21 protein-coding genes and 1 pseudogene are annotated in these 26,760 nt (G+C 63.8%); 12 read left to right on the top strand and 10 right to left on the bottom strand.

The features are described from left to right. Nucleotides 1–150: 150 nt before the first annotated feature. From ACFVSJ_RS07485 to ACFVSJ_RS07465, 5 genes are all read right to left on the bottom strand, one after another. The gene (locus ACFVSJ_RS07485; RefSeq protein WP_387435560.1) at nucleotides 151–2,217 is read right to left on the bottom strand and encodes a glycosyl hydrolase family 28 protein; all 2,067 of its coding nucleotides are present in this window, start codon (nucleotides 2,215–2,217) and stop codon (nucleotides 151–153) included. 218 nt (nucleotides 2,218–2,435) lie between these two features. After that, on the bottom strand, nucleotides 2,436–3,239 hold the full coding sequence (locus ACFVSJ_RS07480) for an IclR family transcriptional regulator (protein ID WP_387435558.1): 804 nt from the start codon (nucleotides 3,237–3,239) through the stop codon (nucleotides 2,436–2,438). Between the two features lie 96 nt (nucleotides 3,240–3,335). Further along, nucleotides 3,336–4,592, bottom strand: coding sequence for an aminopeptidase P family protein (locus tag ACFVSJ_RS07475; RefSeq protein WP_387435556.1), 1,257 nt, complete (start codon nucleotides 4,590–4,592; stop codon nucleotides 3,336–3,338). Between the two features lie 26 nt (nucleotides 4,593–4,618). Further along, the gene (locus tag ACFVSJ_RS07470; RefSeq protein ID WP_387435554.1) at nucleotides 4,619–5,947 is read right to left on the bottom strand and encodes an MFS transporter; all 1,329 of its coding nucleotides are present in this window, start codon (nucleotides 5,945–5,947) and stop codon (nucleotides 4,619–4,621) included. A 450-nt stretch (nucleotides 5,948–6,397) separates the two neighbouring features. Then, the gene (locus tag ACFVSJ_RS07465) at nucleotides 6,398–7,069 is read right to left on the bottom strand and encodes a GntR family transcriptional regulator (RefSeq protein WP_387435552.1); all 672 of its coding nucleotides are present in this window, start codon (nucleotides 7,067–7,069) and stop codon (nucleotides 6,398–6,400) included. A gap of 151 nt (nucleotides 7,070–7,220) precedes the next feature. On the opposite strand from ACFVSJ_RS07465, the gene glyA reads away from it, so the two are divergent. From glyA to purU, 7 genes are read left to right on the top strand one after another with little or no spacing between them, the layout of a single operon-like run. Then, on the top strand, nucleotides 7,221–8,564 hold the full coding sequence (gene glyA / locus ACFVSJ_RS07460) for a serine hydroxymethyltransferase (protein WP_387435550.1): 1,344 nt from the start codon (nucleotides 7,221–7,223) through the stop codon (nucleotides 8,562–8,564). Beyond that, the gene (locus tag ACFVSJ_RS07455) at nucleotides 8,561–9,781 is read left to right on the top strand and encodes a sarcosine oxidase subunit beta family protein (protein ID WP_387435548.1); all 1,221 of its coding nucleotides are present in this window, start codon (nucleotides 8,561–8,563) and stop codon (nucleotides 9,779–9,781) included. The genes glyA and ACFVSJ_RS07455 overlap by 4 nt, the downstream gene beginning before the upstream one ends. Nucleotides 9,782–9,797: 16 nt before the next feature. Beyond that, complete coding sequence (locus ACFVSJ_RS07450) at nucleotides 9,798–10,163, top strand: sarcosine oxidase subunit delta (protein WP_387435546.1); 366 nt, start codon at nucleotides 9,798–9,800, stop codon at nucleotides 10,161–10,163. Beyond that, complete coding sequence (locus tag ACFVSJ_RS07445; RefSeq protein WP_387435544.1) at nucleotides 10,160–13,105, top strand: 2Fe-2S iron-sulfur cluster-binding protein; 2,946 nt, start codon at nucleotides 10,160–10,162, stop codon at nucleotides 13,103–13,105. The genes ACFVSJ_RS07450 and ACFVSJ_RS07445 overlap by 4 nt, the downstream gene beginning before the upstream one ends. Continuing rightward, nucleotides 13,098–13,742: a sarcosine oxidase subunit gamma gene (locus ACFVSJ_RS07440; RefSeq protein WP_387435543.1), complete on the top strand. Its 645-nt coding sequence runs from the start codon at nucleotides 13,098–13,100 to the stop codon at nucleotides 13,740–13,742. The genes ACFVSJ_RS07445 and ACFVSJ_RS07440 overlap by 8 nt, the downstream gene beginning before the upstream one ends. Next, on the top strand, nucleotides 13,742–15,121 hold the full coding sequence (locus ACFVSJ_RS07435; protein ID WP_387435542.1) for an L-serine ammonia-lyase: 1,380 nt from the start codon (nucleotides 13,742–13,744) through the stop codon (nucleotides 15,119–15,121). Before ACFVSJ_RS07440 ends, ACFVSJ_RS07435 begins: the two co-directional genes overlap by 1 nt. Nucleotides 15,122–15,123: 2 nt before the next feature. Then, complete coding sequence (gene purU / locus ACFVSJ_RS07430) at nucleotides 15,124–16,023, top strand: formyltetrahydrofolate deformylase (RefSeq protein WP_387435540.1); 900 nt, start codon at nucleotides 15,124–15,126, stop codon at nucleotides 16,021–16,023. A 121-nt stretch (nucleotides 16,024–16,144) separates the two neighbouring features. On the opposite strand, the gene ACFVSJ_RS07425 is transcribed toward purU, so the two are convergent. Next, on the bottom strand, nucleotides 16,145–17,497 hold the full coding sequence (locus tag ACFVSJ_RS07425) for a GntR family transcriptional regulator (protein ID WP_387435538.1): 1,353 nt from the start codon (nucleotides 17,495–17,497) through the stop codon (nucleotides 16,145–16,147). A gap of 162 nt (nucleotides 17,498–17,659) precedes the next feature. On the opposite strand from ACFVSJ_RS07425, the gene ACFVSJ_RS07420 reads away from it, so the two are divergent. The 5 genes from ACFVSJ_RS07420 (at nucleotide 17,660) to ACFVSJ_RS07400 (ending at nucleotide 22,203) form a co-directional block, all read left to right on the top strand. Then, nucleotides 17,660–19,018 carry a flavin monoamine oxidase family protein gene (locus ACFVSJ_RS07420; RefSeq protein ID WP_387435537.1) on the top strand — a complete coding sequence of 453 codons (1,359 nt, stop codon included), beginning with the start codon at nucleotides 17,660–17,662 and terminating at the stop codon, nucleotides 19,016–19,018. A 151-nt stretch (nucleotides 19,019–19,169) separates the two neighbouring features. Continuing rightward, the gene (locus ACFVSJ_RS07415) at nucleotides 19,170–19,964 is read left to right on the top strand and encodes an amino acid ABC transporter ATP-binding protein (protein ID WP_387435536.1); all 795 of its coding nucleotides are present in this window, start codon (nucleotides 19,170–19,172) and stop codon (nucleotides 19,962–19,964) included. A gap of 7 nt (nucleotides 19,965–19,971) precedes the next feature. Continuing rightward, nucleotides 19,972–20,619: an amino acid ABC transporter permease gene (locus ACFVSJ_RS07410; RefSeq protein ID WP_387435535.1), complete on the top strand. Its 648-nt coding sequence runs from the start codon at nucleotides 19,972–19,974 to the stop codon at nucleotides 20,617–20,619. After that, nucleotides 20,620–21,282: an amino acid ABC transporter permease gene (locus ACFVSJ_RS07405; protein ID WP_387435533.1), complete on the top strand. Its 663-nt coding sequence runs from the start codon at nucleotides 20,620–20,622 to the stop codon at nucleotides 21,280–21,282. It begins immediately after the preceding gene. A gap of 51 nt (nucleotides 21,283–21,333) precedes the next feature. Then, nucleotides 21,334–22,203 carry a substrate-binding periplasmic protein gene (locus ACFVSJ_RS07400; protein ID WP_387435532.1) on the top strand — a complete coding sequence of 290 codons (870 nt, stop codon included), beginning with the start codon at nucleotides 21,334–21,336 and terminating at the stop codon, nucleotides 22,201–22,203. 91 nt (nucleotides 22,204–22,294) lie between these two features. Here the strand turns inward: ACFVSJ_RS07400 and ACFVSJ_RS07395 are convergent. The 4 genes and pseudogenes from ACFVSJ_RS07395 to dapA all read right to left on the bottom strand — a co-directional run. Continuing rightward, nucleotides 22,295–22,738, bottom strand: a pseudogene (locus tag ACFVSJ_RS07395) (LysE family translocator); the annotation flags it as partial. Nucleotides 22,739–22,848: 110 nt separating this feature from the next. Continuing rightward, nucleotides 22,849–24,336, bottom strand: coding sequence for an aldehyde dehydrogenase family protein (locus tag ACFVSJ_RS07390; protein ID WP_387435531.1), 1,488 nt, complete (start codon nucleotides 24,334–24,336; stop codon nucleotides 22,849–22,851). 27 nt (nucleotides 24,337–24,363) lie between these two features. Beyond that, nucleotides 24,364–25,854, bottom strand: coding sequence for an alanine/glycine:cation symporter family protein (locus ACFVSJ_RS07385; RefSeq protein ID WP_387435530.1), 1,491 nt, complete (start codon nucleotides 25,852–25,854; stop codon nucleotides 24,364–24,366). 3 nt (nucleotides 25,855–25,857) lie between these two features. Next, nucleotides 25,858–26,760, bottom strand: a complete 903-nt coding sequence (gene dapA, locus ACFVSJ_RS07380) for a 4-hydroxy-tetrahydrodipicolinate synthase (protein WP_387435528.1) — start codon at nucleotides 26,758–26,760, stop codon at nucleotides 25,858–25,860.

Below are 26,760 nucleotides of genomic sequence, written 5' to 3'. Positions count from 1 at the left end.
TTGACGCACGTCCCGTATTAACAACGACGGCGGCCGCTCCCCTTGCGGGGACGGCCGCCGCTTTGTTGCCCGCGAGTTGGCAGTTAATGACAGTGTTCGCGTGGCGGATTGTCATCTAATGCCATCTCGGCGTCATTATGAGGCCCGCTTCTACGGCCCGGCGGGCGCGGGGCTCACATCAGTGAAGATGTTCCCGGTGGAGTAGCTGTCCAACCGCCACGGATTCGAGTTATTGCGGACACTCTGGAACGTCACACCGTCAAACACGGAGCCCGTCAGGCCCTTGATGTTGGTGGGATTGACGTTCCTGAAGGCGACGTCCTGAAAGGTAAACGCGCTCAGCGTCGCCGTGCCTTCACCCAAGGACGGGCCGGCTTGGATGTCGATCACAGGCTTGCTGTCCGAAACGGCCATTCCACAGGTGGGCGAGTTGTTGCCGTCCACGGATACGTTCCGGACAGTTACGTTCTTGAATGTGGCAGAGTCAGCGGCCACATACCCTGACGGCGATTGGTTGTAGCTGAGCGACATGATGAACGCACTGCTCCCCATGCACGCCATTGCCGTATCCCGGAACAGGAAGTCCCGCCCACCGCCGGACATGTCGGAAGTGCTCTTCATCCGGAGGCCGCCGGTCTCCACTTTGTACATCACGTTGTCCTCCGCGAGCACGCGCTGAACCCAGGCCGCCGTATTGGAACCCACCGCTACGCCGCCGTGGCCCATTCGCATGTAGTTATTGAAGATCCATACGTCCTGGCTCGGGCGCCCTTGGGCTCCGTACTTGCCCTGGCCCGCCGCAAAGTTGACCTGGTCATCTCCGGTGTCGAAGAAATTGTTCAGCACCATGCCATTGCCGGTCCCGCCGAATTCCAGACCGTCACCGTTGTTGGTGTTGTACGTGGTGTGCCGCATGGCGTTCACGGTGGTGTTTTCGCTGTCGAGGATCATCACGCCGTGGAAAGCCGGATTGTCTGCTGTAATACCCTCCAGGTACAGGTTCTCGACACCCATGAAGGTCATAAGGCTTGAACGGTACTGCCCATAGAACACGGAATCGTCCGGCGATTCAGGCGGATTGATCGCACCGGTGAGGGACTCAGGATGTTCCTTGGCGTTGCGGAACTGGGCAGCAGCCAGCACGCCGTCGTCGAGGACCTTTCCGGCGGAACTGGCCACGTACTGCGGAAGTGCATTGCCTGCCTCGTCGGTGATGGAACCCTCGGCCGTCCGTTTCCACCCGTTGCCATCCACCACGCCCTGGCCAGTGATGCGGACATTCTTGGCGACGGATCCCGGCTCTCGCCCGTCGGCACTCCGGCCGTTGTCTCCCGGGAGGACGTTAATGAGCGACGGCGGCCTCCGGTAGTTGCGGTATTCGGCCTCGCCGGGCAGCGGGTCAGGAACCGGATACAGGTAGTAGCCCTTGTCCAAGGGGTAGTCCGCGGGGTCATCGGACCCGAGCAGCCGGGCACCATCTTCGAACTCCAATGTCATGTCCGAGTGCAGGAAGATGGCACCGGTCTTGAAGGTACCGGCCGGGACCACTACGGTGCAGCCCGGCGTGCGGCACGTATCGATGGCTTTCTGGATTGCCTTCGTGTTCAGCGTTTGTCCGTCACCCACCGCCTTGTACGCAGGCTGCGTGATGGTGACCCGGTGTCGCTCCGGGGCGGTGGTCACGGTGATCGGGCCAGTCGCGGGGGACTCCGTTCCGTCCGCCCGGATCGCGGCGACAGTGAACTCGTAGGAGGTCTTTGGAGCCAAGCCTGTCACCGTGAAGTTGTGGGCCACCGTCCTCACATGGAAGCCATCCTTGTCGGCGGCCCGGAAAGCATCCACGTACTCCTGGGCCGGAGAGTGGGCCTTGGCATTCTCCTCCGCCGTACCCACGGGCTGCCCGTTCATGTAGACGCGGTAATCCACCACGTCGTCATAGCTGCCTGGTTTGTTCCAGACGAGGAGTGTCTTGTCCTCCTCCGTGGCTTGGGCCGGAACGCAGAGGTTCTGCGGGGCGCTGCCCGTGCCAGCCGTGAGCTGAACGCTGCTGCTGGAGCAGGCCGGACTGTCGGACGCGCCTGGTTTATTGACCGGCGCGGTGAGTGCCGGCGCCGCGGTTCCCGGGGTGGCCGTTGCCAGAGATGCCAGCCCAAGCGTCGCGACCAAGGCCGCGGCACCCACTCCTCGCCGTCGTTGTCTCCTACGTGTTTTCTGCATGGATAATCCTTCCCGGGCACAACGATGTGACCCAGTCCTGGAGCGCACACGGCACTCCGGCAATGGACAAACAGGGGTAAGAAAACGTTTTCTCAGAACACCCTAGGAAGGAAGCTGGGTCAGGTCAAGCCCATCATTCACCGCGAGTTGGCAGTTGATGACAATGCTGCGGCGCGGGATTGTCATCAATTGCCAACTCGCGGGGGTTTGTAGAGCCGCTAGGCAGGAGGGCGCCCGCCCAAGCGCGTGGTGACCTTGTCGGCGGCGGCGGCACACGCTTCGCCGAGGCTGGCCAGCGTGTCTTGGGAGACCCGGAACTTGGGGGCAGGAATGAGGACCGCGGCCACAATGTCCCCGCGGTGGTCGTAAACCGGCGAGGCAACCCCGACCTCCTCGATGGAGGTCTCCCCGAAGTTGACAGCCCAGCCACGGGCCGCCGTTTCCTCGAGCCGGACGAGGTAGGCCTCAACCGTTGCTTCGTCCAGGCCGGGCAGGGTGATCGCACCGCTGCGGAGCAAATTGCGGACCCTCTCGGCGTCCTCCGCGGCGAGGAAAACCTGGACGGACGAGCTCAGGGCCTCGCTGTACCGGGCCCCCAACGGAGCAAGGTGCTTGACTTGGTGCCGGCTCGGAATCTGCTCCACGCACATGGATTCGGTGCCGTTCCAGACCATGAGTGCGCTGGTCTCCCCTGTGCGCTCGGTCAACTCGCGCAATACAGGATAGGCCACGCGACGCTCTTCGAGTTCCGCCAGGAGAGGGCCAGCCATGGCGATCATCCCCAGCCCCAAGCGGAACCTGCGGGAATCGACGTCGCGCTCCACCAAACCTTCCTGCTCCAAGGTGGCGAGGATGCGCGAGACGGTGCTCTTGTGCATGCCAATGCGGCCTGCTATTTCGGTGACCCCGAGCAGAGGTTCTTCGGCGCTGAAGCTCTTCAGCACCGCGATGGCGTTGACCAGGACCGAGGCACCTTTTCCGTCGCCGTTGGCTGGAGCGTCGTTGGATTCCGAGGGAGTCATGGGTTTCACTATATTTCCCTGCCTGGGCCCTGACGTGCACACCCAGGGCCGGACCAGCCGGCGGACACCGTGCACCGTGTCCACCGGCCTGTCACGCTAGGCTCCGATGATGTTGTATTCGGGACCGAACGGGAACTTCGTGATGTTCTCCGCACCGTCCTCGCCGACCACCAGGATGTCGTGCTCGCGGTAGCCACCGGCACCCGGCTGCCCGTCCAGGACCGTGATCATCGGTTCCATGGACACCACCATGCCCGGCTCCAGCACGGTATCGATGTCCTCGCGCAGCTCCAGTCCGGCTTCGCGGCCGTAGTAGTGGCTGAGCACGCCGAACGAGTGGCCGTAGCCGAAGGTCCGGTTCGCCAGGAGGCCGTGGCTGACGTAGATCTCATTAAGCTCGGCGGCAATGTCCTTACAGACGGCACCGGGTTTGATGAGTTCCAGGCCGCGCTTGTGCACCGCGACGTTGATGTTCCACAGTTCCAGGGAACGGGCATCGGGTTCGCCGTAGAACAGCGTGCGTTCCAGGGCCGTGTAGTAGCCGCTTGTCATAGGGAAGCAATTCAGGGACAGGATGTCGTGTTCCTGGATCTTCCGGGTGGTTGCCCAGTTGTGTGCGCCGTCCGTGTTGATGCCGGACTGGAACCACACCCAGGTGTCACGGATCTCCGAGTCCGGGAACGTCCGTGCGATCTCGTGGACCATGGCTTCGGTGCCGATCAGCGCAACCTCGTACTCCGTAATGCGCGCCGTGATGGCGTTACGGATGGCTTCACCACCAAGGTCGCCAATGCGGGCACCGTGCTTGATGACCGCAATCTCTTCGGCGGACTTGATCATGCGCTGGCGCATTGCGGCCTGGGCAACATCAACCAGCGCCGCGTCGGCAAACGCCGCCTGGATCTTGTTGCGGTTATCCAGCGGCAACGAGTCATCCTCGACGCCGATGCGGCGCGGCTTGATGCCGCGGGTGCGCAGGACTTCCTGGATGGCGTGGATGTAGTTGTCACGGCGCCAGTCCGTGTACACGAGGTTCTCGCCGTAGCTGCGGCGCCAAGGCATGCCGGCGTCGATATTTGCCGTAATGGTGACCGTGTCATCCTTGGTGACCACCATCCCGTACGAACGGCCGAAGTACGTGAAGAGGAAGTCGGAGTAGTACTTGATGGAGTGGTAGCTGGTGAGGACGACCGCATCGAGGTCCTTTTCCACCATGATGCTGCGGAGGCCGGCAAGGCGGCGTTCGAATTCAGCGTCGGAGAACGTCAGGGAAACCTTTTCGCCGTTGTTGAGGACCTTGAGGCGCTCCAGCTCGGCGACGTCGTTGACAGCCTGGTCTTGGGTGATGGTCATGGGTGTTCCTTTCAATGGGTGTTGGTTCAGTCCTGCTGCAGGGGCTTCTTGGAAGTTTCTGCGGCAAAGAGGACTGCGATGAGGGAAACGACGGAGGCAGCCACGAGGTACCAGCCGGGGGCCAACTGGTTGTGGGTCATGCCGATCAGAAGGGTCGCCATGAACGGGGCGGTGCCACCGAACAGGGCGTTGGAAAGGTTGAAGCTGACGGCGAAGCCGGTGTAGCGGACCTTGGTGGGGAACAGTTCGGCGAGGAAGCTCGGCAGGGTGCCGTCGTTGAGGGTCAACATGCCGCCCAGCAGGATTTGCACCAGCACGATCACCAGGAAGTTCCCCGTGTCCAGAAGCATGAATGCGGGCACAGTCAGCAGCACGAACAGTACGGACGCGGTGAGGAGCATCTTCTTCCGGCCAAACCTGTCCGACGCAATACCCGTCAGGAAGATGAACCCGATGTAGCTTGCCAAGGCAATGGTCGTGGCCAGGAACGACTCCGTGGCACCGAAGCCAAGCTCTTCGGACAGGTACGTGGGCATGTAGCTGAGGATCACGTAGAAGCCGACGGCGTTCAGCAGCACCGCTCCGGTGGCGATGATCAACTGCTTCTTGTAGAGGCGGAACATCGCGAACGCGGGCGCCTTGACGGCATGGTCCTGTTCGGCCAACTCCCGGAAGGCAGGGGTGTCCTCGAGCTTGGTCCGGATATACCGGCCGATCAGGCCCATCGGTGCCGCGAGGAGGAACGGCAGGCGCCAGCCCCACTCGTTGAGCTGCTCTGGAGTCATGGCCGAACTCAGCAGGGCGGCCAGCAACGAACCCAGCAGCAGTCCCGCTGCGGTACTTGCAGGCACGACGGCGGCATACAGTCCGCGCCGATTGGCCGGTGCGTACTCCACCAGGAATGCGGAAGCTCCGGCGTACTCGCCTGCCGCGGAGAAGCCCTGGACCACCCTGACCAGCAGGAGCAGGATCGGGGCCATCACGCCGATGGTGGCGTAGCCGGGGATCAGGGCGATGCAGAACGTAGCTACCGACATCAACAGGATCGAAAGGCTCAGGGCCTGCTTCCGGCCGAGCCGGTCACCGATGTGGCCCCAGATGAATCCACCGAGCGGCCGGACGAAGAAGGAGATCGCGAAGACGCCGAATGTTGCCAGGAGCGCGGTCTGACGATCGGACTGGGGAAAGAAGACAGTAGAGATGATGCCGGCCAGGTAGCCGTAGACGGCGTAGTCGAACCATTCGACGAAGTTGCCGATGAAGCTGGCAGTGACGACTCGCCGTCGAGTATCCCTGCCGGCCGTGTCTTTGAAAGTGGTAGTAGGGGCTGCCACTGAGGATGTTTCGTTACTCATGGGTCCACCAAAATCATTGGGGTTGCATTCAACGCAACGCTGTTGCACCAGAGTATGTGTGAGCGACGCCACGGTCAAGAGGTTCCTTGGATAGGAAAATGCTTGGTGCCTGCGGGATGAAGAAGAGGCCAACGCTGACTGCGAGAGAATTCCCGTTGTTGCAACAACCAAAACCCAGTTGCACCAAATCCGACGCTCTCTCACCAAACCGCCCCTTCCCGCGGACGCTCTCTCACTTGCCTAAAGAAAGCGCGACGTCGACACCCGGGCGGGTGCCGACGTCGCGCATGAGGACGGCCGAAGCAGGTTGGAGCGGGGAAAGGGTGCGCGGGAAAGGGGCGTTACGTGAGAGAGCATCCGCCGGAAAGGGCGTTACGTGAGAGAGCATCCGCCGGAAAGGGCGTTACGTGAGAGAGCGTCTGCCGGAAAGGGGGGGTACGTGAGAGAGGGTCAGAGGACCTTGCGGATGGTTTCTTCGAAGCTCACCACGTGGTGCAGGGCCAGGCTTGCGGCGTGTTCTTCGTCGCCGTCGGCGATGGCCGTCAGGAGGTCCGCGTGCTCGGAGATGTGACCGGAGACCGAGGGCATCTTCTCGAGCATGTGGCACCAGATGCGGGTGGCGAGGTTGTCGTACCGGATCAGGACGTCTTCGAGGTGGGCGTTGGCAGAGGCCTTGTAGATGAGCCGGTGCACCTGGATGTCATAACGCATGAGTTCCTGCGAGGAGGCATCCTTGCCCTCGAGGTCCCTGATGGCTGCGGCAACGTCACGAAGCTCTGAGCGCATTGCGGGGCTGGCCATGCGGGCAGCCTTCCGGGAAGCAAGGGGCTCAAGGAGTTCGCGAATCTCGGAGACTTCCGCGAGTTGGGTGATGTCCACGCCGGTGGCGAAGGTGCCGCGGCGGGGATACGAGACCACAAGGTGGTCACTTTCAAGCCGCTTGATGGCTTCGCGGACAGGCGTGCGCCCAATGCCGAGCTCGGTGGCGATCTGGCCGTCGTTGATGGGGTCGCCCGGTTTGATGTCCAGCATGATGAGCCTGTCGCGCAGGAGCAGGTAGGCGTTCTCCGCCAGGGACGTGCCCTGCGGAGCTGTTTCCAAAGCTTCCAATGCTGTACTCATTGCCTTCTCCCCGATGGTCGCAATCCGGCCTGCTGGATAAGTTGCCGCAGACCTGTTGACGACTATGTGATGTCCAACATACTATGGCAATAGTTCTAATATATCAGTTGCCTAACAGTCAGCAACTACCCGTACTTCAAAGGAGAACACCATGGTTGAACCGCTGATCCGCCCGCTCGCCCAGGCGGACCCGGAGGTTGATCAGGCGATCGCCCAGGAACTCATCCGCCAGCAGTCCACGCTGGAAATGATCGCTTCGGAGAACTTCGCCCCTACGGCCGTCATGGAGGCCCAGGGCTCGGTGCTCACCAACAAGTACGCCGAGGGTTACCCGGGCAAGCGCTACTACGGTGGCTGCGAGCACGTTGATGTGATCGAACAGCTCGCCATTGACCGCCTGAAGTCCCTCTTCGGCGCCGAATACGCCAACGTCCAGCCGCACTCCGGCGCACAGGCCAACGCTGCTGCAATGCACGCACTGATCACGCCGGGCGACACCATCATGGGCCTCAACCTCGCCCACGGCGGACACCTGACCCACGGCATGCGGATCAACTTCTCCGGCAAGCTCTACAACGTGGTCCCGTACGGCGTCCGCGAAGACACCCACACCATCGACATGGCCGAGGTGGAGCGCCTCGCCGTTGAGAACAAGCCGCAGCTGATCGTCGCCGGCTGGTCCGCCTACTCCCGCCAGTTGGACTTCGCTGAATTCCGCCGCATCGCAGACCTGGTGGGCGCCTACCTCATGGTGGACATGGCCCACTTCGCCGGCCTGGTAGCAACGGGGCTGCACCCGAGCCCCGTCCCGCACGCCCACATTGTCACCAGCACCACGCACAAGACCTTGGGCGGCCCCCGCGGTGGCGTGATCCTGACCAACGACGCCGACATCGCCAAGAAGGTCAACTCCGCAGTCTTCCCCGGCCAGCAGGGTGGCCCGCTGGAGCACGTGATCGCTGCCAAGGCCGTCGCCTTCAAGTTCGCGTCCGAGCCCGAATTCAAGGAGCGCCAAGTCCGCGTGCTGGAAGGTGCCAAGATCCTGGCACAGCGCTTCCTGCAGGATGACGTGGCCCAGGCCGGCATCTCCGTGGTCAGCGGCGGCACCGACGTGCACCTGGTCCTGGTGGACCTCCGCAACTCCGAACTGAACGGCCAGCAGGGCGAAGACGCACTGCACCGCATCGGCATCACCGTGAACCGCAACGCCGTCCCGTTCGACCCCCGCCCGCCGATGGTTTCCTCCGGACTCCGCGTTGGCACCCCGGCCCTGGCCGCCCGCGGCTTCGGCGCTGAGGAGTTCACCGAAGTCGCAGACATCATTGCGACGGCGTTGATCGGCTCGGCAGCCACCGGCACCCTGGACGACCAGACCGCCGTCGAACTCCGCAGCCGCGTGACCGCGCTGGCGGACAAGTTCCCGCTCTACCCCCACCTTTCCAACAGCGGATCCGCATCCGCACTCGAAGCAGAAATGATTGGAGCAGCCCAGTGAGTGTCGACCACCTCCCCGAACACCCTGACTTCCTCTGGCGCAACCCGGACCCCAAGAGCTCGTATGACGCCGTGATTGTCGGCGGCGGCGGGCACGGCCTGGCCACGGCCTATTACCTGGCCAAAAACCACGGCATGACCAACATCGCCATCCTGGAAAAGGGCTGGCTGGCCGGCGGCAACATGGCCCGCAACACCACCATCATCCGTTCCAACTACCTCTGGGACGAGAGCGCCGCCATCTACGAGCACGCCCTCAAGCTGTGGGAAATCCTCCCCGAGGAGCTCGAGTACGACTTCCTGTTCAGCCAGCGAGGCGTCATGAACCTCGCCCACACCTTGGGCGATGTCCGCGAAAGCATGCGCCGCGTCGGCGCCAACCGCCTCAACGGTGTTGACGCAGAGTGGTTGGAGCCGGACCAGGTCAAGGAACTCTGCCCCATCCTGAACACGAGCGACAACATCCGCTACCCCGTCATGGGCGCCACCTACCAGCCGCGTGCAGGCATCGCCAAGCACGACCACGTTGCGTGGGCCTTCGCCCGCAAGTGCGACGAGCTGGGCGTGGACATCATCCAGAACTGTGAAGTCACCGGCTTCATCAAGGACGGCAACCGCGTGACCGGCGTCAAGACCACACGTGGAACCATCAACACGGAAAAGGTTGGCTTGGCAGCCGCCGGCCACAGCTCGGTGCTTGCCGAGATGGCAGGCTTCCGGCTCCCGATCCAGTCCCACCCGCTGCAGGCATTGGTCTCCGAACTGCACGAGCCCGTCCACCCGACGGTGGTCATGTCCAACCACGTCCACGTGTACGTCTCCCAGGCGCACAAGGGCGAACTGGTCATGGGTGCAGGCGTCGACTCCTACAACGGCTACGGACAGCGTGGTTCCTTCCACGTGATCGAGGAGCAGATGGCAGCAGCCGTGGAACTCTTCCCGATCTTCGCCCGGGCACACGTGCTCCGTACATGGGGCGGCATCGTGGACACCACGCTGGACGCTTCCCCGATTGTGGGCGTCACACCGGTGGAGAACATGTTCGTCAACTGTGGCTGGGGCACCGGCGGCTTCAAGGGAACCCCGGCAGCGGGCCTCACCTTCGCCCACACCATCGCCACGGGCGCACCGCACAAGCTCAACGCCCCCTTCGCACTGGAGCGCTTCGAAACCGGTGCCCTCATCGACGAACACGGCGCCGCAGCCGTGGCCCACTAAGACAGGAAGGCCGGACATGCTCCTTATTTCATGCCCCAACTGCGGGCCACGCGACGAGACCGAATTCCACTACGGCGGCCAGGCACACGTCCCCTACCCGGAAAACCCGAACGACCTCTCGGACCGGGAATGGGCTGAATACCTGTTCTACCGCGAGAACACCAAGGGCACCTACGCTGAGCGCTGGGTCCACAGCACAGGTTGCCGCCAGTGGTTCAACATGCTCCGGGACACCGTGAGCTACGACATCCACTCCATCTACGCGATGGGCTCACCGCGGCCGAACCTCGCTGACCAAAGCGCGGCAGGCCAAGCCGGCGGACCCGGCCTCGCACCCGGCGCCCCCACCACTACCACCTCCCCGGAAGGAGCCCAGAAGTGACCAGCCAGAACGCCCGCCTCGCCACAGGCGGCCGCATCGACCGCAGCATCACCTGGCGGTTCACCGTGGATGGCCAGGAATTCGTTGGCCACCCCGGCGACACCATTGCTTCGGCCCTCCTTGCCAACGGCCACATCAACGCCGGCAACTCCCTCTATGAGGACCGCCCCCGCGGCATCGTCGCAGCAGGCGTCGAGGAGCCGAACGCGCTGGTCAAGATCGCGGCCCGCTTCCCTGGCCACGTAGCCGAATCCATGCTCCCCGCCACGGCTGTTTCGCTGGTGGATGGGCAGAACATCGAACTCCTGTCCGGCCTGGGCAAGCTTGACCCGGCCGAAGACAAGGCAGAGTACGACAAGAAATACGTCCACACCGACGTCCTGGTGGTCGGCGGCGGCGTTGCCGGTTTGGCAGCTGCCCGTGAAGCAGTCCGCACCGGTGCCCGCGTCATCCTGATCGACGACCAGCCTGAACTCGGCGGTTCCATCCTCTCCGGTTCCACAGCGGAGGGACTGGCAGAGGACATCGAAGGCAAGCCCGCCCTGGAGTGGGTTGCCGACGTCGAAGCCGAGCTGGTCTCCGCCGAGGAATGCACGGTGCTGCACCGCACTACGGCCTTCGGTTCCTACGACTCCAACTACGTCATCGCAGCCCAGAACCGCACGGACCACCTGAGCGTTCCTGCAGCTCCCGGTGTCTCCCGCACCCGTATTTGGCACATCCGTGCTGCACAGGTGGTACTGGCACCGGGTGCGCACGAGCGTCCGCTGGTCTTCGAGAACAACGACCGCCCGGGCATCATGCTCGCCTCGGCCGTACGCACCTACCTCAACCGCTACGCCGTCGCCGTCGGTTCGCGCGTCGTCATCAGCACCACCAACGACTCCGCCTACCTGCTCGCCGCAGACCTGCAGGCAGCGGGCGTGCCGGTGGCCGCCGTCGTCGATGCCCGTGCGCAGATCAGCGAAAAGGCCGCAGCCGCCGTCGAATCCGGCGTCCGTGTGCTGATCGGCAGCGCCGTTGCCGATACCAGCGCAGATGAGAAGGGCCGCCTGAGCGGCGTCACCGTCCGCAGCATCAACGACGACGGCGAACTCACCTCGGGCGTCGAGCAGATCGCCGCCGATGTCCTCGCTGTTTCCGGTGGCTGGAGCCCCGTGGTCCACCTCCACAGCCAGCGCCAGGGCAAACTGCGTTGGGACGACGAGCTCGCAGCGTTCATCCCCTCCACCGTGGTCCGCGAGCAGCAGGTTGTGGGCTCAGGCCGTGGCAGCTACGAACTGCAGGACGTCCTCGCGGAAGGCATCTCGGCCGGAGCGGCAGCGTCCATCGCAGCCGGTTTCGAATCCGCAGTGACTCCGTCCGAGGTCAACGCCCCCGTGGCGAGCGCCCCGACCCGCCAGCTGTGGCTGGTTCCGGGCCAGACCGGTGAACCGGGTGAGTGGCACAACCACTTCGTGGACTTCCAGCGCGACCAGTCCGTGGCCGACGTCCTCCGCTCCACCGGTGCGGGCATGCGGTCCGTGGAACACGTCAAGCGGTACACCTCCATCAGCACCGCAAACGACCAGGGCAAGACCTCCGGCGTCAACGCAATCGGCGTCATCGCCGCAGCCCTCAAGTTCGGCGGCGCGGACGCTGTTCCGGGCATCGGCGAGATCGGCACCACCGCGTACCGCGCGCCGTTCACCCCGGTTGCCTTCGCAGCCCTGGCCGGACGCCAGCGCGGCGAGCTGTTCGACCCCGCCCGCGTCACCTCGATCCACCCATGGCACGTTGCCCAGGGTGCCCTGTTCGAAGACGTCGGACAGTGGAAGCGCCCCTGGTACTACCCGCAGGCCGGCGAGGACATGGACACCGCGGTACTCCGCGAGTGCGCCGCAGTCCGCGACTCCGTGGGCTTCATGGACGCCACCACGCTCGGCAAGATCGAAATCCGTGGCAAGGACTCCGGCGAGTTCCTGAACCGTGTGTACACCAACGCGTTCAAGAAGCTTGCTCCCGGCTCGGCCCGCTACGGTGTGATGTGCACGCTGGACGGCATGATCTTTGACGACGGCGTGACCCTGCGCCTGGACGAGGACACCTACTTCATGACCACCACCACCAGCGGCGCAGCCAAGGTGCTGGACTGGCTCGAAGAGTGGCACCAAACGGAGTGGCCCGAACTGGACGTGGTCTTCACCTCCGTCACGGAGCAGTGGAGCACCATCGCCGTCGTCGGTCCCAAGTCCCGCGCAGTGATCGCCAAGGTGGCTCCTCAACTGGCCGAAAACGGTGGACTCGAGGCAGAGAACTTCCCGTTCATGACCTTCCGTGAGACCACACTCGCCTCCGGCGTGCAGGCCCGCGTCTGCCGGATCTCCTTCTCCGGTGAACTGGCCTACGAAATCAACGTTCCGTCCTGGTACGGACTCAACACTTGGGAAGCCGTTGCTGCCGCAGGTGCCGAGTTCAACATCACCCCGTACGGCACGGAAACCATGCACGTCCTCCGCGCCGAAAAGGGCTACCCGATCGTCGGGCAGGACACCGATGGCACGGTCACCCCGCAGGATGCCGGCATGGAGTGGATTGTTTCCAAGGCCAAGGACTTCATCGGCAAGCGTTCCTACCTGCGCGAAGACTCCAAGCGCGAGGACCGCAAGCACCTGGTGAGCGTCCTCCCCGTGGACCACTCGCTGAAGCTGCCCGAAGGCACCCAGCTCGTGGAGAAGGGCATCGCCGTCAACCCGGCAAACGGCCCCGTTCCCATGGAAGGCTTCGTGACCTCGAGCTACCACAGCGCCGCCCTGGGCCGTTCCTTCGGCCTGGCGCTGATCCAAAACGGCCGCAACCGCATCGGTGAAACCCTGGTGGCCTCCCTCGGAGACCAGCTGGTGGACGTGGTTGTTGGCGAAACCGTACTTTTCGATGCTGAAGGGACCCGCAAAGATGGCTGAGACAGCAACTCCCGCAGAAACCGTGAATGTTGACCGCGTGCGTGAGGCCCGGCGCAGCCCGGCACAGCACCTGGCCGACGCCTTTGTCTCCGGATCCGTGGCCGGCTCGGTCACGCTGAAGGAAATCCCCTACCAGGCGCAGGTGGGCATCCGGGTGGACAGGACGTCCGACGCCGGTGCCCGGGTTGCGTCCGTGACCGGCGGCTTGCCTGCCACGAGCGGTGAGGTGGTCACCTCGGGAGCCATCAGCACCGTGTGGCTTGGCCCCACCGAGTTCCTGGTCATTGCTCCCGAAGAGTCCCACGATTCCCTGGGCGGGTCCTTGGTTTCCGAGCTGACGTCCGCGCTGGGCACAGACTCCGGCCAGGTAGTGGACCTCTCGGCCAACCGCACCACGTTCGAACTCTCGGGCAGCCGTGCACGGGCAGTCCTGGAGAAGAGCTGCGCACTGGACCTCCACCCGCGCGTCCTCAAGGCAGGCACCGCCCTGTCTACCGAGATCGGGCACATTCCGGTGGTCCTCTGGAAGACCGACGAGGAGACTTTCCGGATCTTCCCGCGTGCCTCATTCGCCGATTACCTGGGTCGCTGGCTCCTCGATTCCATGCGGGAGTACGCGTCGCCTGAGGTTCCGTAATGGCACTTAGCGTGCTCGACCTGTTTTCCGTTGGCATCGGGCCCTCGTCTTCACACACGGTGGGCCCGATGCGGGCGGCGAAGCAGTTCACGGACGGTCTTGAATCGTCCGGCCAACTCCCGGCCACAGTGCGCGTCCAGGCTGAGCTTTTCGGCTCCCTGGGCGCCACTGGCCGGGGCCACGGCTCGGACAAGGCGGTGGTCCTGGGTTTGCAGGGCCACTCCCCCGAAACCGTGGACACCCGCACCGCGGACGACCAAGTGGCCGCCGCGGCCCTGGACGCCGAACTGCGCCTGGGCGGGAACCACCGGGTGGACTTCAACTGGGACGAAGATGTGGTCCTGCACCGCCGCAAGTCCCTCCCGGCCCACCCCAACGGCATGACGTTCCGGGCACTCGACCACACCGGGGCGGTGCTGCGGGAGCGGAGCTACTACTCCATCGGCGGCGGTTTCGTGGTGGACGGCGACGCCTCCGCTACGGACAAGGTGGTTCCGGACACCACTGTTCTTCCCTACCCCTTCAGCTCGGGCGATGAGCTGGTTGCGATCTGCAAGCGCGAGGGCAAGTCCATCTCGGACATCATGCTGGCCAATGAGCTGGTGTGGCGGTCAGAGGAAGAGCTCCGTGAGCGGCTTCTGGGGATCTGGGCCGTCATGCGCGAATGCGTGGACAACGGCTGCTCTGCCGAGGGAATCCTGCCGGGAGGCTTGAAGGTCAAGCGCCGGGCGCCGTCGTTGTTCAAGAAGCTGGCTGAAGCCGACGCCACCAACAGCAGCGATCCCCTCCTCGCCATGGAATGGGTGAACTTGTTTGCCCTTGCGGTCAACGAGGAGAACGCGGCTGGTGGCCGCATCGTCACGGCACCCACCAACGGCGCAGCCGGCATCGTCCCCGCCGTGCTGCACTATTACACCAAGTTTGTTCCCGGGGCGAACGACGACGGCGTCGTGCGCTTCCTGCTGGCGGCGGCCGCCGTCGGGATTCTGTTCAAAATCAACGCGTCGATCTCCGGCGCCGAGGTCGGCTGCCAAGGCGAGGTCGGTTCGGCCTGTTCCATGGCTGCCGCAGGCCTGTGCGAGGTCTTGGGCGGAACTCCGGAACAAGTGGAGAACGCAGCCGAGGTGGGGATCGAGCACAACCTGGGCCTGACCTGCGACCCCGTCGGTGGGCTGGTGCAGATCCCGTGCATCGAGCGGAATGCGATCGCCAGCGTCAAGGCGATAAACGCCGCCCGCCTTGCCCTGCACGGCGACGGCAGCCACAAGGTTTCGCTGGACAAAGCCATCAAGACCATGCGGGAGACCGGTGCCGACATGAAATCCAAATACAAAGAGACCTCCCGTGGAGGCCTCGCCGTCAACGTAGTGGAGTGCTGACCATGACTGCCATTCAATCCGAGACCGCCGTTCCTTCCGGTGCGGAGACCGCCGTGGAGCACGTGCTCACCCTGGACTGCCCCGAAGGCCCCGGCATCGTGCACGCGGTCTCCGGGTTCCTGCTGGAGCACGGCTGCGACATCATCGACAACAAGCAGTTCGGTGACCGTGCCGAGGGACACTTCTTCATGCGGGTGCACTTCGCCTCCACCGGCGATGAATCCACCGTGGATGCGCTGAGGGCCTCCTTTGCCCCGGTGGGCGAGAAGTACGGCATGAACTGGCAGCTGGAACGCCAGGGGTACAAGCGCCGCGTTTTGATCATGGTTTCCAAATTCGGGCACTGCCTGAACGACCTCCTGTTCCGGGCGCGCATCGGCGAACTTCCCATCGACGTGGTGGGCGTGGTGTCCAACCACCTCGACCACCGGGGACTCGCCGAGTGGCACGGCATCCCGTATTTCCACGTCCCTGTTACGGCTGCCACCAAGCCTGCCGCCGAGGCCCGCCTGCTGGAACTCATCGACGAGCTCGACGTGGAACTCGTAGTGCTGGCCCGTTACATGCAGGTGCTCAGCGACGACCTTGCCCGGAAGCTGGACGGCCGGGCCATCAACATCCACCACTCGTTCCTTCCGAGCTTCAAGGGCGCCAAGCCGTACCACCAGGCTTATGCACGAGGCGTCAAGACCGTGGGCGCTACAGCGCACTACGTCAACGGCGAGCTCGATGAAGGACCGATCATCTCGCAGCAGGTAGTGGAGGTGGACCACACGTTCGGACCGGACGATCTCGTAGCCGCCGGTCGGGACACGGAATGCAAGGCCCTCAGCAACGCCGTTCGTTGGCACTGCGAAGGGCGGATCATCCTGAATGGGAACAGGACGATCGTGTTGAAGTAGGGCCTTGCTTCCCCGCCTGCGTGCGGGCCTCGTCCGATCTTGGTACGGACGACTTCGCGGGTCCGCTGCTCCTTCGCCGTTCCGCAACGGCGTGCTGGGCAGTGGACCCGCGATTTGGCGTTTATGGGAGCTTGGACCTCTGCCGGTTCATCGCTGAGATGTGCTGGGCGATGTAACCCAGTCCATCTTCCATCTTGGACTGCCAACTCACCGTCGCTGCACGGAGATCAGCGGCATCTATCGCCTCGAAGATCGCGGTGTTTTGCTCCAGGATTTTCTTGGGCGAGAACGCATATCTGGCCCCGAGGACGGCGAAATGCATGAACGCCTGCTTGGTGAGGGTCTCCATGATGGCCGGTATCCGGTTCAGGCCGGAGGACTCGAACAGGGCGATCTGGAAGTCCATGTCCAGGTGGTGGGCCCGCGCCACATCATTGCGGCGGACGCTGTCCTCCAGTTCTTCGAGGTGTTTCCTGACGCGGGAACGGGCCTCCGGACTCCATCGACTGGCCGCCCGGACCACAATGGCCCCCAATGCACGACGCGCCATGTAGGTTTCCGAGACATCATCCAGCGTGGGTACCCGGACCACCACTGAATCGGACCTGGCAGCAGTGACCAAACCGTCTTCGGTGAGTGCCCGGATGGCAGACCGCACCTCCCTCACTGGTGCCCCCAACAGGCGGCTCAGTTTGCCCAGCGATATTTCGCTTTCCCCGGAGAAGGTTCCGTCCACCAGCCCTTGGCGGATTGCAGCAAGGATGTCCTCCGCCAGAACGGTCCAAGGCTCGTCGGCGTCCATCAAGCGTGCTTCCGCGCTGGTTGTGTGCTTCCGGTCCACGGTCCATGCGAAGGGAGTCCGCCCACCGTGGTACCAGCGGCGGATGCGCCACTCGAGGTCCGCCAGATGTTCCCCAGTGGGCACTTCCGGGAGCATGTCCAGGGCCGCCACAAGCTTTTGCCACTGCCACGCATCGCTGATTCGCAACGTGGGTTCACGTCCTGGAGGAAGTGCAAAGTCACCGCTGGCCAGGATGATGGCGTCGTCAAGGCCATGGCCGTTGGAGGCCAGCAGCGACCACAATTCCCCGTCCTTTCCGCCGCCGTCTCCGTCATTGAACGAACTCCGAAGCAGGTCGGCGGCAAGCATCGCGCGTACCCGTCTCCTGCTGTTGGTGGAGAGCCCCGCGGGATACCGCACGCGGGCTGCGCGGACGGGGCTCAGCACCAGGCAAGATCCGTTAGGTCCCACGGCGAAGCCAACCAGGACCATCTGGCGTTCGCCCAGCAGGGCACTGATCGACTCAACCAAACGGTCGGACCGCGAGGCGTCCCGCCAAGTCCGGGCAACGAACGATTGGCTCACGCCCACTGCCTCGGCCACTTGGCGGCTGGAACTCTTGGTGGACTGCATCCAGAGCGGCGCCGTCAGGACAGCACGTTTGAGCTCAACCCGATCGCTTGCACCCGCCATGCGGCAAGTCTAGGCAAGGGTGGGAACTGACTCAAAGACTCAATCTCGTACAGCTTCTGTGCTGAGGTATTCACTTCACAAAAGCCGCGGCCAATCATGGAGACCGAAGCTCCGGCAGGACCAGCTCCGGCGCGCACACCCACCCCTTCCCAAGGAGAGCAAATGTACGATGTCGCCGTTATTGGTGGAGGCCCTGCAGGGCTGGCAGCCGCCTACAACCTCGAGCATGCCGGCCAGAGAGTAGTCCTGCTGGAGGAAACCGGCAGGCTCGGCGGGCGGGCAAAGACGGTGGACATCAACGGCGAACCGGTCAACGTGGGCGCCATGTTCGTCTACTCGGGCACGGCTTCGCATGACTTGGCCGTCGAACTGGGCGTACCACTGGTCCCGTTCGAACCCACCACTTTCGGAATCCACGTCAACGGAGAGACAGTTGTCTCGGCAGACAACAACCGCCTGGTGCAGCAGCTGCCGCTCCCGGAAGAGTCCCGGGAGGGCCTGCGGAAGTTCATCGAACGGGCAAGCTCGGAGTATTTCGAGAACACCGTGGACGGCCAGCTTCGGCCGGCTTCCCCAAGCTTTGGCGACGAGTCCGCCCAATCCCGCATCGACGATCTCCCCCTTGACGTCCAGGAGATCCTCACAGCCGCCATCCGCGGCGGATCTGTCGCGCCGCCGTCGGACCTCAGCGCAACGTACGCCCTGCGGTACTTCGCCAGCTACCTGGTGCTTGAGAAGAAAAACAGGATGGTCTCCACGGGAGGCATGCAGGCCATTCCCGCGGCGCTGGCCAATGCCCTCCAGACCACAGAGGTGCGCTTGCATCACCGTGTGGACTCCCTGAGCCAGAGTGCCGAAGAGACCTGGATGCTCAACGTCACTGATTCCCACGCCGGCAGGGGCCAGGTGACCGCCAAGCACGTCATCATGGCAGTGCCAGCCCCCAGGATCGCCGACATGGTCCAGCTGCCGCAATGGAAGCGTGAAGCCCTGAACGCAGTGCAGACTCCAGGCTCGACCGAACTCGGAGTGGTGGTGGACATCAGTTCTCCGGAGCTTGCCAACATTGACGATTGGGCCTTCGTTGCGGCGGCAGGGCGGGTCTTCGACGTGATAATCAACCCGAGGCCCGGGCGCGGGGACGGTACCGCCCAGTTCGTCTGCTACGGGAATACGGCCGGCTACCTCAAGGAGGCCAACGACCCCTCTTCGGGCGTCCTCGAACACTGGCTCGAGGAGTTCCTGACGGTTGCACCGCAGTTGCGCGGACACATCATCGGCGCCGAAATCCTGTCGTGGGAGCACTGCTTCTCCCTGCTGACCCCCACGCGGGCCGCAGCGCTTCCTGCACTGCAGGAACCGGTGAACGGCACCCTGCATTTTGCCGGTGACTACTCCTCGGAGACGGCCGGAACACACGGGGCCTACGCCGAGGCCAAACGGGTCAGCCAGGCAATCCTGAGCGAAATTTCCCCTCTGGTGTCCTCATCCGGAAATCTCACGCAGAACCTATTGCATTAATCATTCAATAATGTATTCTTTAGATGTGATCAGGACCACAGGCATTTGCGGTCCACTTCACACCGAACCACCGCCACCACGCACCGCGGGAAACGGATCGGGAAAAGGCCTGCATCCGGCCACACGAGTCAGCTAATCGAAGGAACCAACAATGGGCTTAAGTTTTGGCACCAAAGCTCCCCCTACTGCTCTCACTGGCGAGGTGGAGGTGGCCGGGCTTGGCAAGAAGTACGGAGTGATCCAGGTCCTGAAGGACGTGGACCTGTCCATGGCCGAAGGAGAGGTGGTTTCGATCATCGGACCCTCCGGCGCGGGTAAGTCCACGTTCCTGCGGTGCCTGAACTACCTCGAGACCCCGTCCGAGGGCACCATCTCCATCGGCGGCGCCCGCGTCGTGGCCGGTGGGGCGAAACTTCCGGACAAGGCCAGCCTGGACCACCTCCGCCGCGTCACGGGGATGGTGTTCCAGAGCTTCAACCTGTTCCCGCACCTGACCGTGATGGAAAACATCACCCTCCCCCAACGAAAGGTGCTGGGTTCGTCCAAGGAACAGGCCGAGGAAGTCGCCAACCGCCTCCTGAAAAGGGTCGGCCTCCCGGATAAGGCGAAGGCATACCCGGCACGGCTCTCGGGCGGGCAGCAGCAACGCATCGCGATCGCCCGGGCCCTAGCCCTGTCCCCGAAAGTCATGCTCTTCGACGAACCCACCTCGGCCCTGGACCCCGAAATCGGCCTCGAAGTCCTCGCCGTCATGCGCGACCTCGCCGACGAAGGCATGACCATGCTCGTGGTCACCCACGAAATGCACTTCGCCCGCGACGTCTCGGACCGCATCATGGTCATGGGCAACGGCGGCGTCCTGGAAATCGGGCCCAGCGAACAAGTCATGACCCAACCAGCCAACGACCGCACCCGCCAGTTCCTCAAAGCCGTCCTGGACCGGTAACCGAGCCATGATTACCCAACTGCTGGCCTCCATCGCCCAAGGCGTCGGCCAAACCCTCTACGTCACCGGAGCCTCGCTCCTGCTTGGCGGACTCATCGGCCTCGTCCTGGTCGGCGCAGCCCGCTCCCCCATCGCCATCATCCGCACCGCGGCGTCCCTGTACATCAACATCGTCCGGGTCATCCCCCCGATCACCTGGCTGTTCCTGATCTACTTCGGCCTGCCCCAATACGCCCTCCGCCTGACCACCATCCAGGCAGCCATCATCGGCTTCTCCATCATCGCCTCAGCGTTCATGGCCGAAATCTACCGCTCCGGTTTGTTGAGCATCCCCGATGGCCAACGCGAGGCAGCCCACGCCCTCGGCATGTCCTCCATCACCACGGTGGCGCACGTCATCACACCCCAAGCGTTCCGCGTCGCACTGCCCGCGATCGCCACCTACGGCATCGGACTCCTGAAAGACTCCGCCCTGGCCTCCACCATCGGCGTCCGCGAAATCACCTACTACGCCCAACAAAGCGCGAAACAAACCCACGAAGGCCTGCTCTCCTTCGTCGTCGCCGGCGCGCTCTACATCATCATCAGCCTCGTCGTTGCCCTCATCGCCCGACGCGTGGACCTCACACTCCGCCGCAAGATCGGAGTCCTCTAAATGGACCTCATCAACCAATGGCTCGGCTGGATGCCCAACCTCACCCCCGGCCTGGCTGTCAGCCTCCAACTCACCGGGCTCTCCCTGCTCTTCGGCTTCCCCTTCGGACTCCTCTTGGCCGTCCTCGCCGAAGCCAAACCCGCGCCCCTGCGCTGGATCTCCTTCCTCTTCGTCGAAATCGGCCGCGGCCTCCCAGCCCTGGTGCTGCTCTATCTGCTCTACTTCAGCCTCCCCGACGCCGGCATCACCCTGACCTCCCTCACCACCGCGATCATCGCCCTGACCTGGAACACCGGCGCCTACGCCTCCGAATACTTCCGCGCAGGCATCAACTCCGTCCCCCAAGGCCAAAAAGAAGCAGCCCTCACCACCGGGCTCCGTGGCTGGACCGGATTCCGGCACATCATCCTCCCCCAAGCCCTCCGCATCTCCACCCCACCCCTGGCAGGCCTCGCCGTCCTCGTCTTCCAAGGCTCCGCACTCGCGTTCGTCATCGCCGTCCCCGAACTCATGTCCAAAGCCTTCGAAATCGGCTCCATCACCTTCGAATACCTCTCCGTCTACACCCTCACCGCCATCATCTACGGCACCCTCACCCTCATCTTCCTCGCAGCCATCAAACTCCTCGAACAACGCCTCGGCCGCCACCTCCAACGCAACTAAAACCCGTTCCACCACCTCGGGGACAAACCCCTCCATAAAGAAAGAGACACCATGTCGCGATCAACCCGTACCCTCGTGCGCGCACTTTCGGCCGGCACCGCCGCCGGCCTGGTCGCACTCTCCCTTGCTGCCTGCGGCGGCAGCGGAGACGCCTCCGCCGGCTCCGGCGACTGCACCCCCGCCCACAAGGACCTCAAAACCCTCACGCAGGGCGAGCTCACCGTCGCCAGCTACGACTACGCCCCGGCAACCATCCTCAACGGAGACGCCGTGACCGGTATGGAGGGTGACCTCATCGGCGAGATCGCCAAGCTCGAATGCCTCAAGGTCACCGTCAGCACCTCCGGAGGCGCAGGAGCAGTCATCCCGTCCGTGCAGTCCAAGCGCGTGGACATCGGATCCGGCAACTGGCTCCGCACCAAGGAACGGACAAAGATCGTCTACCTGAGCACCCCGCTCTGGAGCGACCCGCAGGCCATCGTGTCCAAGACCGGCCTCACCAGCGACGACCTCCAAGGCAAGAAGATCGGTTCCGTCGCGGGCAACCTGTGGAACGACAGCATGCAGAAGTGGCTTGGCGACAACTTCAAGATCTACCAGGACGACGAATCGATCTACGGCGACCTCAAGGCCGGCCGCATCGACGCCCTCGTCGCATCCTCGGCCTCGGCCAAGTACCGCTTCAAGGACGCCCCCATTGAAGGTGCCACTGTGGTTGACGTGAAACCGAATGCAAACGTCCCCCAGTTCGCTTCAGTAGGCCAGGTCATGCTGCCTTCAAGCCTGGACAACACCGAGCTCGGCCAGGCACTGGACGAGGACATCAAGAAGCTCCGCGAAAACGGCACCATCAAGAAGATCCTCGAAAAGTACGGCATCGACCCCGCCGTCGGCGAGCCGGGAGAACCCAGCCTGCTCTGACAGCAGCACCCCAAACAAAACAAAAGGAACGACGCCGGGCTACCACCCGGCGTCGTTCCTTTTGTTCAGCGTCGGTCGCGGACCCAGGGCGTCAGCTCTTCGAGCCGGCCAGCGCAAGCGTTCCGCCGAGCCCGATCATCATGACGCCGCCGGCTCCGGAGAGCGTAGAGATCCGGCGCGGTGACTTGGCAAACCAATCACGCGCTGTTCCGGCGGCGAGGGCCCACACACTGTCGCAGGCAAGGGCGAGAGCCTGGAAGATGAGTCCGAGGAGCAGCAACTGGGCGTAGACCGCACCAGCGCCGGGATCGACGAATTGCGGAAGGACAGCTACGAAGAACGCGATGGTTTTTGGGTTGGAGACTCCGACGATGAAACCCTGTCGAAGGAGTTTCCACGAGGATGCTGGTGCGCGCGAAGCGGCGTGCGCATGGTGGTGCCGGTGTCGAATGGCTTGGATGCCCAGGTAGGCAAGGTAGATCGCACCCGCGATCTTGATGACAGTGAACGCAACAACCGACGACGCGACGATCGCGCGCCCCACCAGCGCACTGTTCCAGTTGTCCGCCTAAAGCCCTCCGAACTCAAAAAAGCGCGCACCCCGGACAGTTCCGGAGTGCGCGCCCTCTTGAGCCAGAAAAGAAATCAGCCGCGGTTGTACATCACGTGCTTGGTGCGGGAGAAGTCCTCCAGGGCGTAGATGGAAAGGTCGCGGCCGTAGCCCGAACCCTTGAATCCACCCCACGGAACCTCGTTGGCGATCACCAGGTGGGAATTGACCCACACGGTGCCAAAGTCGAGGCGACGCGGAACGGAAAGGGACCGCGAAGCATCCTTGGTCCACACTGATGCCGCGAGTCCGTACACCGTCTCATTGGCACGCGTGATGGCTTCCTCGTCGGTACTGAACGTCTCCACGGACACCACCGGCCCAAAGATCTCGGTGTAGGTGATCGGGGCTCCTGCGGGGACATCGGTCACCACGGTCGGTTCGATGAAGTAGCCCGGTCCCTCCAAGGCGTTGCCGCCAACTGCGATGGTGTGGCCCTCCCTGCGGATGTCCTCCAGAGCGGCGAGGACGCGCTCGTAGTGCGACTTGGAGATCATGGACCCGATTTCGGCGTCCGAACCCGGCGCACCAACGGTAATGGCACTGATTTCGTTGACCAGGAGCTCCGTGAACTTCTCTGCAACGGATTCGTGCACCAGCACGCGGCAAGCAGCGCCGCACTCCTGGCCGGCGTTCCAGAACCCACCCGAGCGGACGCCTTCGGCAGCTGCCTGCAGGTCGGCGTCGTCGAAAATAACCACCGGCGCCTTGCCGCCCAGTTCCAGGTGGACCCGCTTGACCGTCGACGCGGCATTCGCGGCCACCTTCTGTCCGCTTCCCACGCTGCCGGTGATGGCCACGAGATCGACGTCGGGATGCTCGGACAGGCGGTTGCCCACCACCCGGCCGGGGCCGGTGACAATATTGACGACGCCGGCAGGAACCTCGCCTGCGATCAGTGCAGCGAGCTTCAGGGTTGTCAGCGGCGTCTGCTCCGAGGGCTTGAGGACCAGCGTGTTTCCTGCGGCCAGGATGGGCGCGATCTTCCAGACAGCCATGAGCAGCGGGTAGTTCCATGGAGTGATCACACCCACCACGCCGACGGGCTCACGGAACACCACGGAGGTGTGGTTTTCCGCGTAGTCGTCGGCACCGAGCGTGGTAAAGGCACGGGCAGCACCGGCCGAGAACCGGAACGTGTCGATAGCGCTGGAGATGTCGTCTTCGGCGACGGCGGCAGTCTTACCGGTGTTCGCAGCTTCGAGGTTCTCCAGGATTTCCCGGTTCTCCTCAACGATGTCCGCGATCCGAAGCAGCACCGCGGAGCGGTCCTTCGGGGTCTTGGCCGCCCACTCCGCCTTCGCCGCGACGGCAGCCGCCACGGCGGCGTCGACGTCTTCCAGGGAGCCGGCCGGCACCCTGGTGATGGTTTCCTCGGTAGCCGGGTTGACGACGTCGACCGTCTCGTCCGAGGTGGAGGGCACGAAGCTGCCGCCGATGAACTGCCCAAAGGGCGGAAGTTGCGGCGCTGGAAGGGATCCGTCGCGACGGACAGTGAACGGGGACGTTTCTGTGGTTGTCATGGTGTGCTCAGTTCCTTTGCGATGGGGCTATTTGACGACGGCGGCGGCGGACTTTTCGTTCTGGTGTTCCCAAAAGTCGGCCCCTTCGATGCCCAGCGCCTTCGGGTCGAAGGTGGGATCGAGGCCGAGCTTCCGTTGACGCTCGTAGTCCCGGTAGATCTTGCGGACCAAGGGGAACAGGAAGACCAGGCAGATGAGGTTGACCCAGGCGATGAGGCCGAGCCCGATGTCACCTGCGGCCCACATGAGTTTGGCGTTGACGACGGATCCGATGAACACGATGGCCATGGTTCCGATCTTCAGGACGTTCTTCCAAGCGGTTCCGGTCCGGCCGTCCAGCAAGTAGAGAAGGTTGGAGTTGGCCACGTAGAAGTAGGCCAGCAGGCAGGTGAAGCCGAACAGCAAAACCGCGACGGCGACGAAGCCGGCGCCCCAGCCCGGGAGCATCGTGTCGATGGCCTCCTGGACCCAGTTGGCGCCAACGGGGACTCCCGGAATGTTGTTCACGAGGAACCCACCAGCGCTGTCGCTGACGTTGTACTTCCCCGATACCACCATCATGAGGCCCGTGGCCATGCAGATCAGCAGCACATCGATGTAGATGCTGAAGGTCTGGACCAAGCCCTGCTTCCCGGGGTGGGACGTGCGGGCAGCAGCAGCCGCGAACGTGGCCTCGCCCAAGCCGTTGGAGGAGGCGAAGACCGCCCGGCGGACGCCCCACGCAACAGCCGCGCCGGCAATGCCGCCAAGGACAGGGTGGATGCCTACGGCCGACTGGAAGATCAGGACAACAGCTTCGGGAACCTTGTCCACGTTGATGGCGATGACAGTCAGCGCCAGGAGGAGGTAGCCGATGGCAAGTACCGGCACCAGGCCCTGGGTCACCTTGACCACGCGGGTGGTGCCGCCGATGATCACCAGGCCGATCAACACAGTGACCAGGATGGCCGGAGCCCACGTGGGCAGGCTGAACGCCTTCTCGGCGCTGGCTGCGATGGTGTTCACCTGGAGTCCCGGGAACACAAAGCCGTAGCCGATCACACCCAGGACGGCCACGATCGCGCCGACTTTCGGCAGCTTCAGCCCGTACTTGATGTAGTACGGCATGCCACCGATGTCCTCGTTGGCCTTGCGCCGGTCCTCATCGAGTACCTGGCGCTTGAAGGCCTGGGACAGCGCGGCTTCGGCGTAGCCAACCGTGCAACCCACCAGGCCCGTGATGGCCATCCATACCAAGGCACCGGGGCCGCCGGCGCTCACCGCCGTTGCCACGCCGGCAATGCTGCCAACGCCCACCCGGCTTGCCAGCGCCAGGACCAAGGCTTGGAAGGAGGAGAGCCCTCCATCGCCATGTTCAGTCTCCTTGAGCTGGCGCAGCATGTCCGGGATTCGTCGGAACTGGATGCCCTTGGTGGCTACCGAATAGGCGATGCCGAGGCCCAGGACCACGTAGGCCATGGGCGCCCAGATAGCGTCGGAAACGCTGGACAGGAACTCGGTGAAGTCGAAGTCGGCCATGGGTTATCCGATGTTCTGCTTGATCGAGGCCAGTTTGGCCAGCGCCTGCTCAACCTTGGCGAGGCTGTCGGCGTCGAGGTCTGCGGTGGGGCGGCGCGGCGATCCCGCAGGGAGCCCCTGCAAGGTCAGCCCTGCCTTGACGGCGGGGATGAACGGTGAGGAGAGCAGGGCGTCGATGACCGGGTAGACGGCCTTCCACAGCTCGAGCGCACCGGCAAGGTCGCCGTCGTTGATCCGGCGGGTGACCGCCACGATCTCGTCGGGAACCACGTTCGCCGTGCCCGCCATGACGCCGGCCGCACCTTCCACGAGGGCGCTGTACAGGTAGGCGTCCCAACCGATGAACGTGCCGATGACGTCGCTGTGGTGGTGGATGAGCTGGAGGGCCTGCTCCCAGTTGGCGCTGGAGTCCTTGATGTAGCGGATGTTCTCCACTTCCTCGGCCAAGGAGCGGACAGTCGCCGGATCCAGGTTGACGCCCGTGACCGGCGGGATGTTGTAGAGCATCACCGGGATGGTGACCGAGCGGGCCACGTCCTTGATGTAGGTGACGGTCTCTTCCAGGGTCAGCGGCTCGTAGTACGGGGTGATGAGCATGAGCACGTCGGCGCCCAACTGCTCTGCGGCCTTGGAGAGGCGGATGGCTTCGGCCGTTGACGTGGCGCCGGTGTTGGCGATGACCGGAACCCGGCCGTTGGCCTGGTCGATCACGGTCTTGATCAGGAGGAGCCGCTCCTCCGAGGAGAGCGCTCCGACTTCGCCGGTCGAACCGGCAGCGACAACACCGTCGACCCCGGCCTCGATGGAGCGGTCAACGATCTTGCGCAGGGTTTCGACGTCGATCGTCTCGTCCTGGTTGAAGGGGGTGGAGAGGGCGGTCAAGACGCCGCGAAGTTCCTTGGACAT

It is taken from the genome of Paenarthrobacter sp. NPDC058040 (assembly GCF_042885775.1).
GTDB lineage: Bacteria > Actinomycetota > Actinomycetes > Actinomycetales > Micrococcaceae > Arthrobacter.
The sequence above is the reverse complement of the archived record's forward strand: the minus strand, read 5'-3'. Positions and strand labels throughout refer to the sequence as shown.

What these genes read in the sequence shown, in the direction of transcription:
- ACFVSJ_RS07390 (WP_387435531.1), bottom strand. Translation starts at nt 24,336, where the DNA reads ATGACAACCACAGAAACGTCCCCGTTCACTGTCCGTCGCGACGGATCC.
- glyA (WP_387435550.1), top strand. Translation starts at nt 7,221, where the DNA reads ATGGTTGAACCGCTGATCCGCCCGCTCGCCCAGGCGGACCCGGAGGTT.
- ACFVSJ_RS07425 (WP_387435538.1), bottom strand. Translation starts at nt 17,497, where the DNA reads ATGGCGGGTGCAAGCGATCGGGTTGAGCTCAAACGTGCTGTCCTGACG.
- ACFVSJ_RS07450 (WP_387435546.1), top strand. Translation starts at nt 9,798, where the DNA reads ATGCTCCTTATTTCATGCCCCAACTGCGGGCCACGCGACGAGACCGAA.
- ACFVSJ_RS07465 (WP_387435552.1), bottom strand. Translation starts at nt 7,069, where the DNA reads ATGAGTACAGCATTGGAAGCTTTGGAAACAGCTCCGCAGGGCACGTCC.
- ACFVSJ_RS07440 (WP_387435543.1), top strand. Translation starts at nt 13,098, where the DNA reads ATGGCTGAGACAGCAACTCCCGCAGAAACCGTGAATGTTGACCGCGTG.
- ACFVSJ_RS07475 (WP_387435556.1), bottom strand. Translation starts at nt 4,592, where the DNA reads ATGACCATCACCCAAGACCAGGCTGTCAACGACGTCGCCGAGCTGGAG.
- ACFVSJ_RS07405 (WP_387435533.1), top strand. Translation starts at nt 20,620, where the DNA reads ATGGACCTCATCAACCAATGGCTCGGCTGGATGCCCAACCTCACCCCC.
- ACFVSJ_RS07435 (WP_387435542.1), top strand. Translation starts at nt 13,742, where the DNA reads ATGGCACTTAGCGTGCTCGACCTGTTTTCCGTTGGCATCGGGCCCTCG.
- ACFVSJ_RS07485 (WP_387435560.1), bottom strand. Translation starts at nt 2,217, where the DNA reads ATGCAGAAAACACGTAGGAGACAACGACGGCGAGGAGTGGGTGCCGCG.
- ACFVSJ_RS07385 (WP_387435530.1), bottom strand. Translation starts at nt 25,854, where the DNA reads ATGGCCGACTTCGACTTCACCGAGTTCCTGTCCAGCGTTTCCGACGCT.
- ACFVSJ_RS07400 (WP_387435532.1), top strand. Translation starts at nt 21,334, where the DNA reads ATGTCGCGATCAACCCGTACCCTCGTGCGCGCACTTTCGGCCGGCACC.
- ACFVSJ_RS07420 (WP_387435537.1), top strand. Translation starts at nt 17,660, where the DNA reads ATGTACGATGTCGCCGTTATTGGTGGAGGCCCTGCAGGGCTGGCAGCC.
- ACFVSJ_RS07480 (WP_387435558.1), bottom strand. Translation starts at nt 3,239, where the DNA reads ATGACTCCCTCGGAATCCAACGACGCTCCAGCCAACGGCGACGGAAAA.
- ACFVSJ_RS07410 (WP_387435535.1), top strand. Translation starts at nt 19,972, where the DNA reads ATGATTACCCAACTGCTGGCCTCCATCGCCCAAGGCGTCGGCCAAACC.
- ACFVSJ_RS07470 (WP_387435554.1), bottom strand. Translation starts at nt 5,947, where the DNA reads ATGAGTAACGAAACATCCTCAGTGGCAGCCCCTACTACCACTTTCAAA.
- ACFVSJ_RS07415 (WP_387435536.1), top strand. Translation starts at nt 19,170, where the DNA reads ATGGGCTTAAGTTTTGGCACCAAAGCTCCCCCTACTGCTCTCACTGGC.
- dapA (WP_387435528.1), bottom strand. Translation starts at nt 26,760, where the DNA reads ATGTCCAAGGAACTTCGCGGCGTCTTGACCGCCCTCTCCACCCCCTTC.
- purU (WP_387435540.1), top strand. Translation starts at nt 15,124, where the DNA reads ATGACTGCCATTCAATCCGAGACCGCCGTTCCTTCCGGTGCGGAGACC.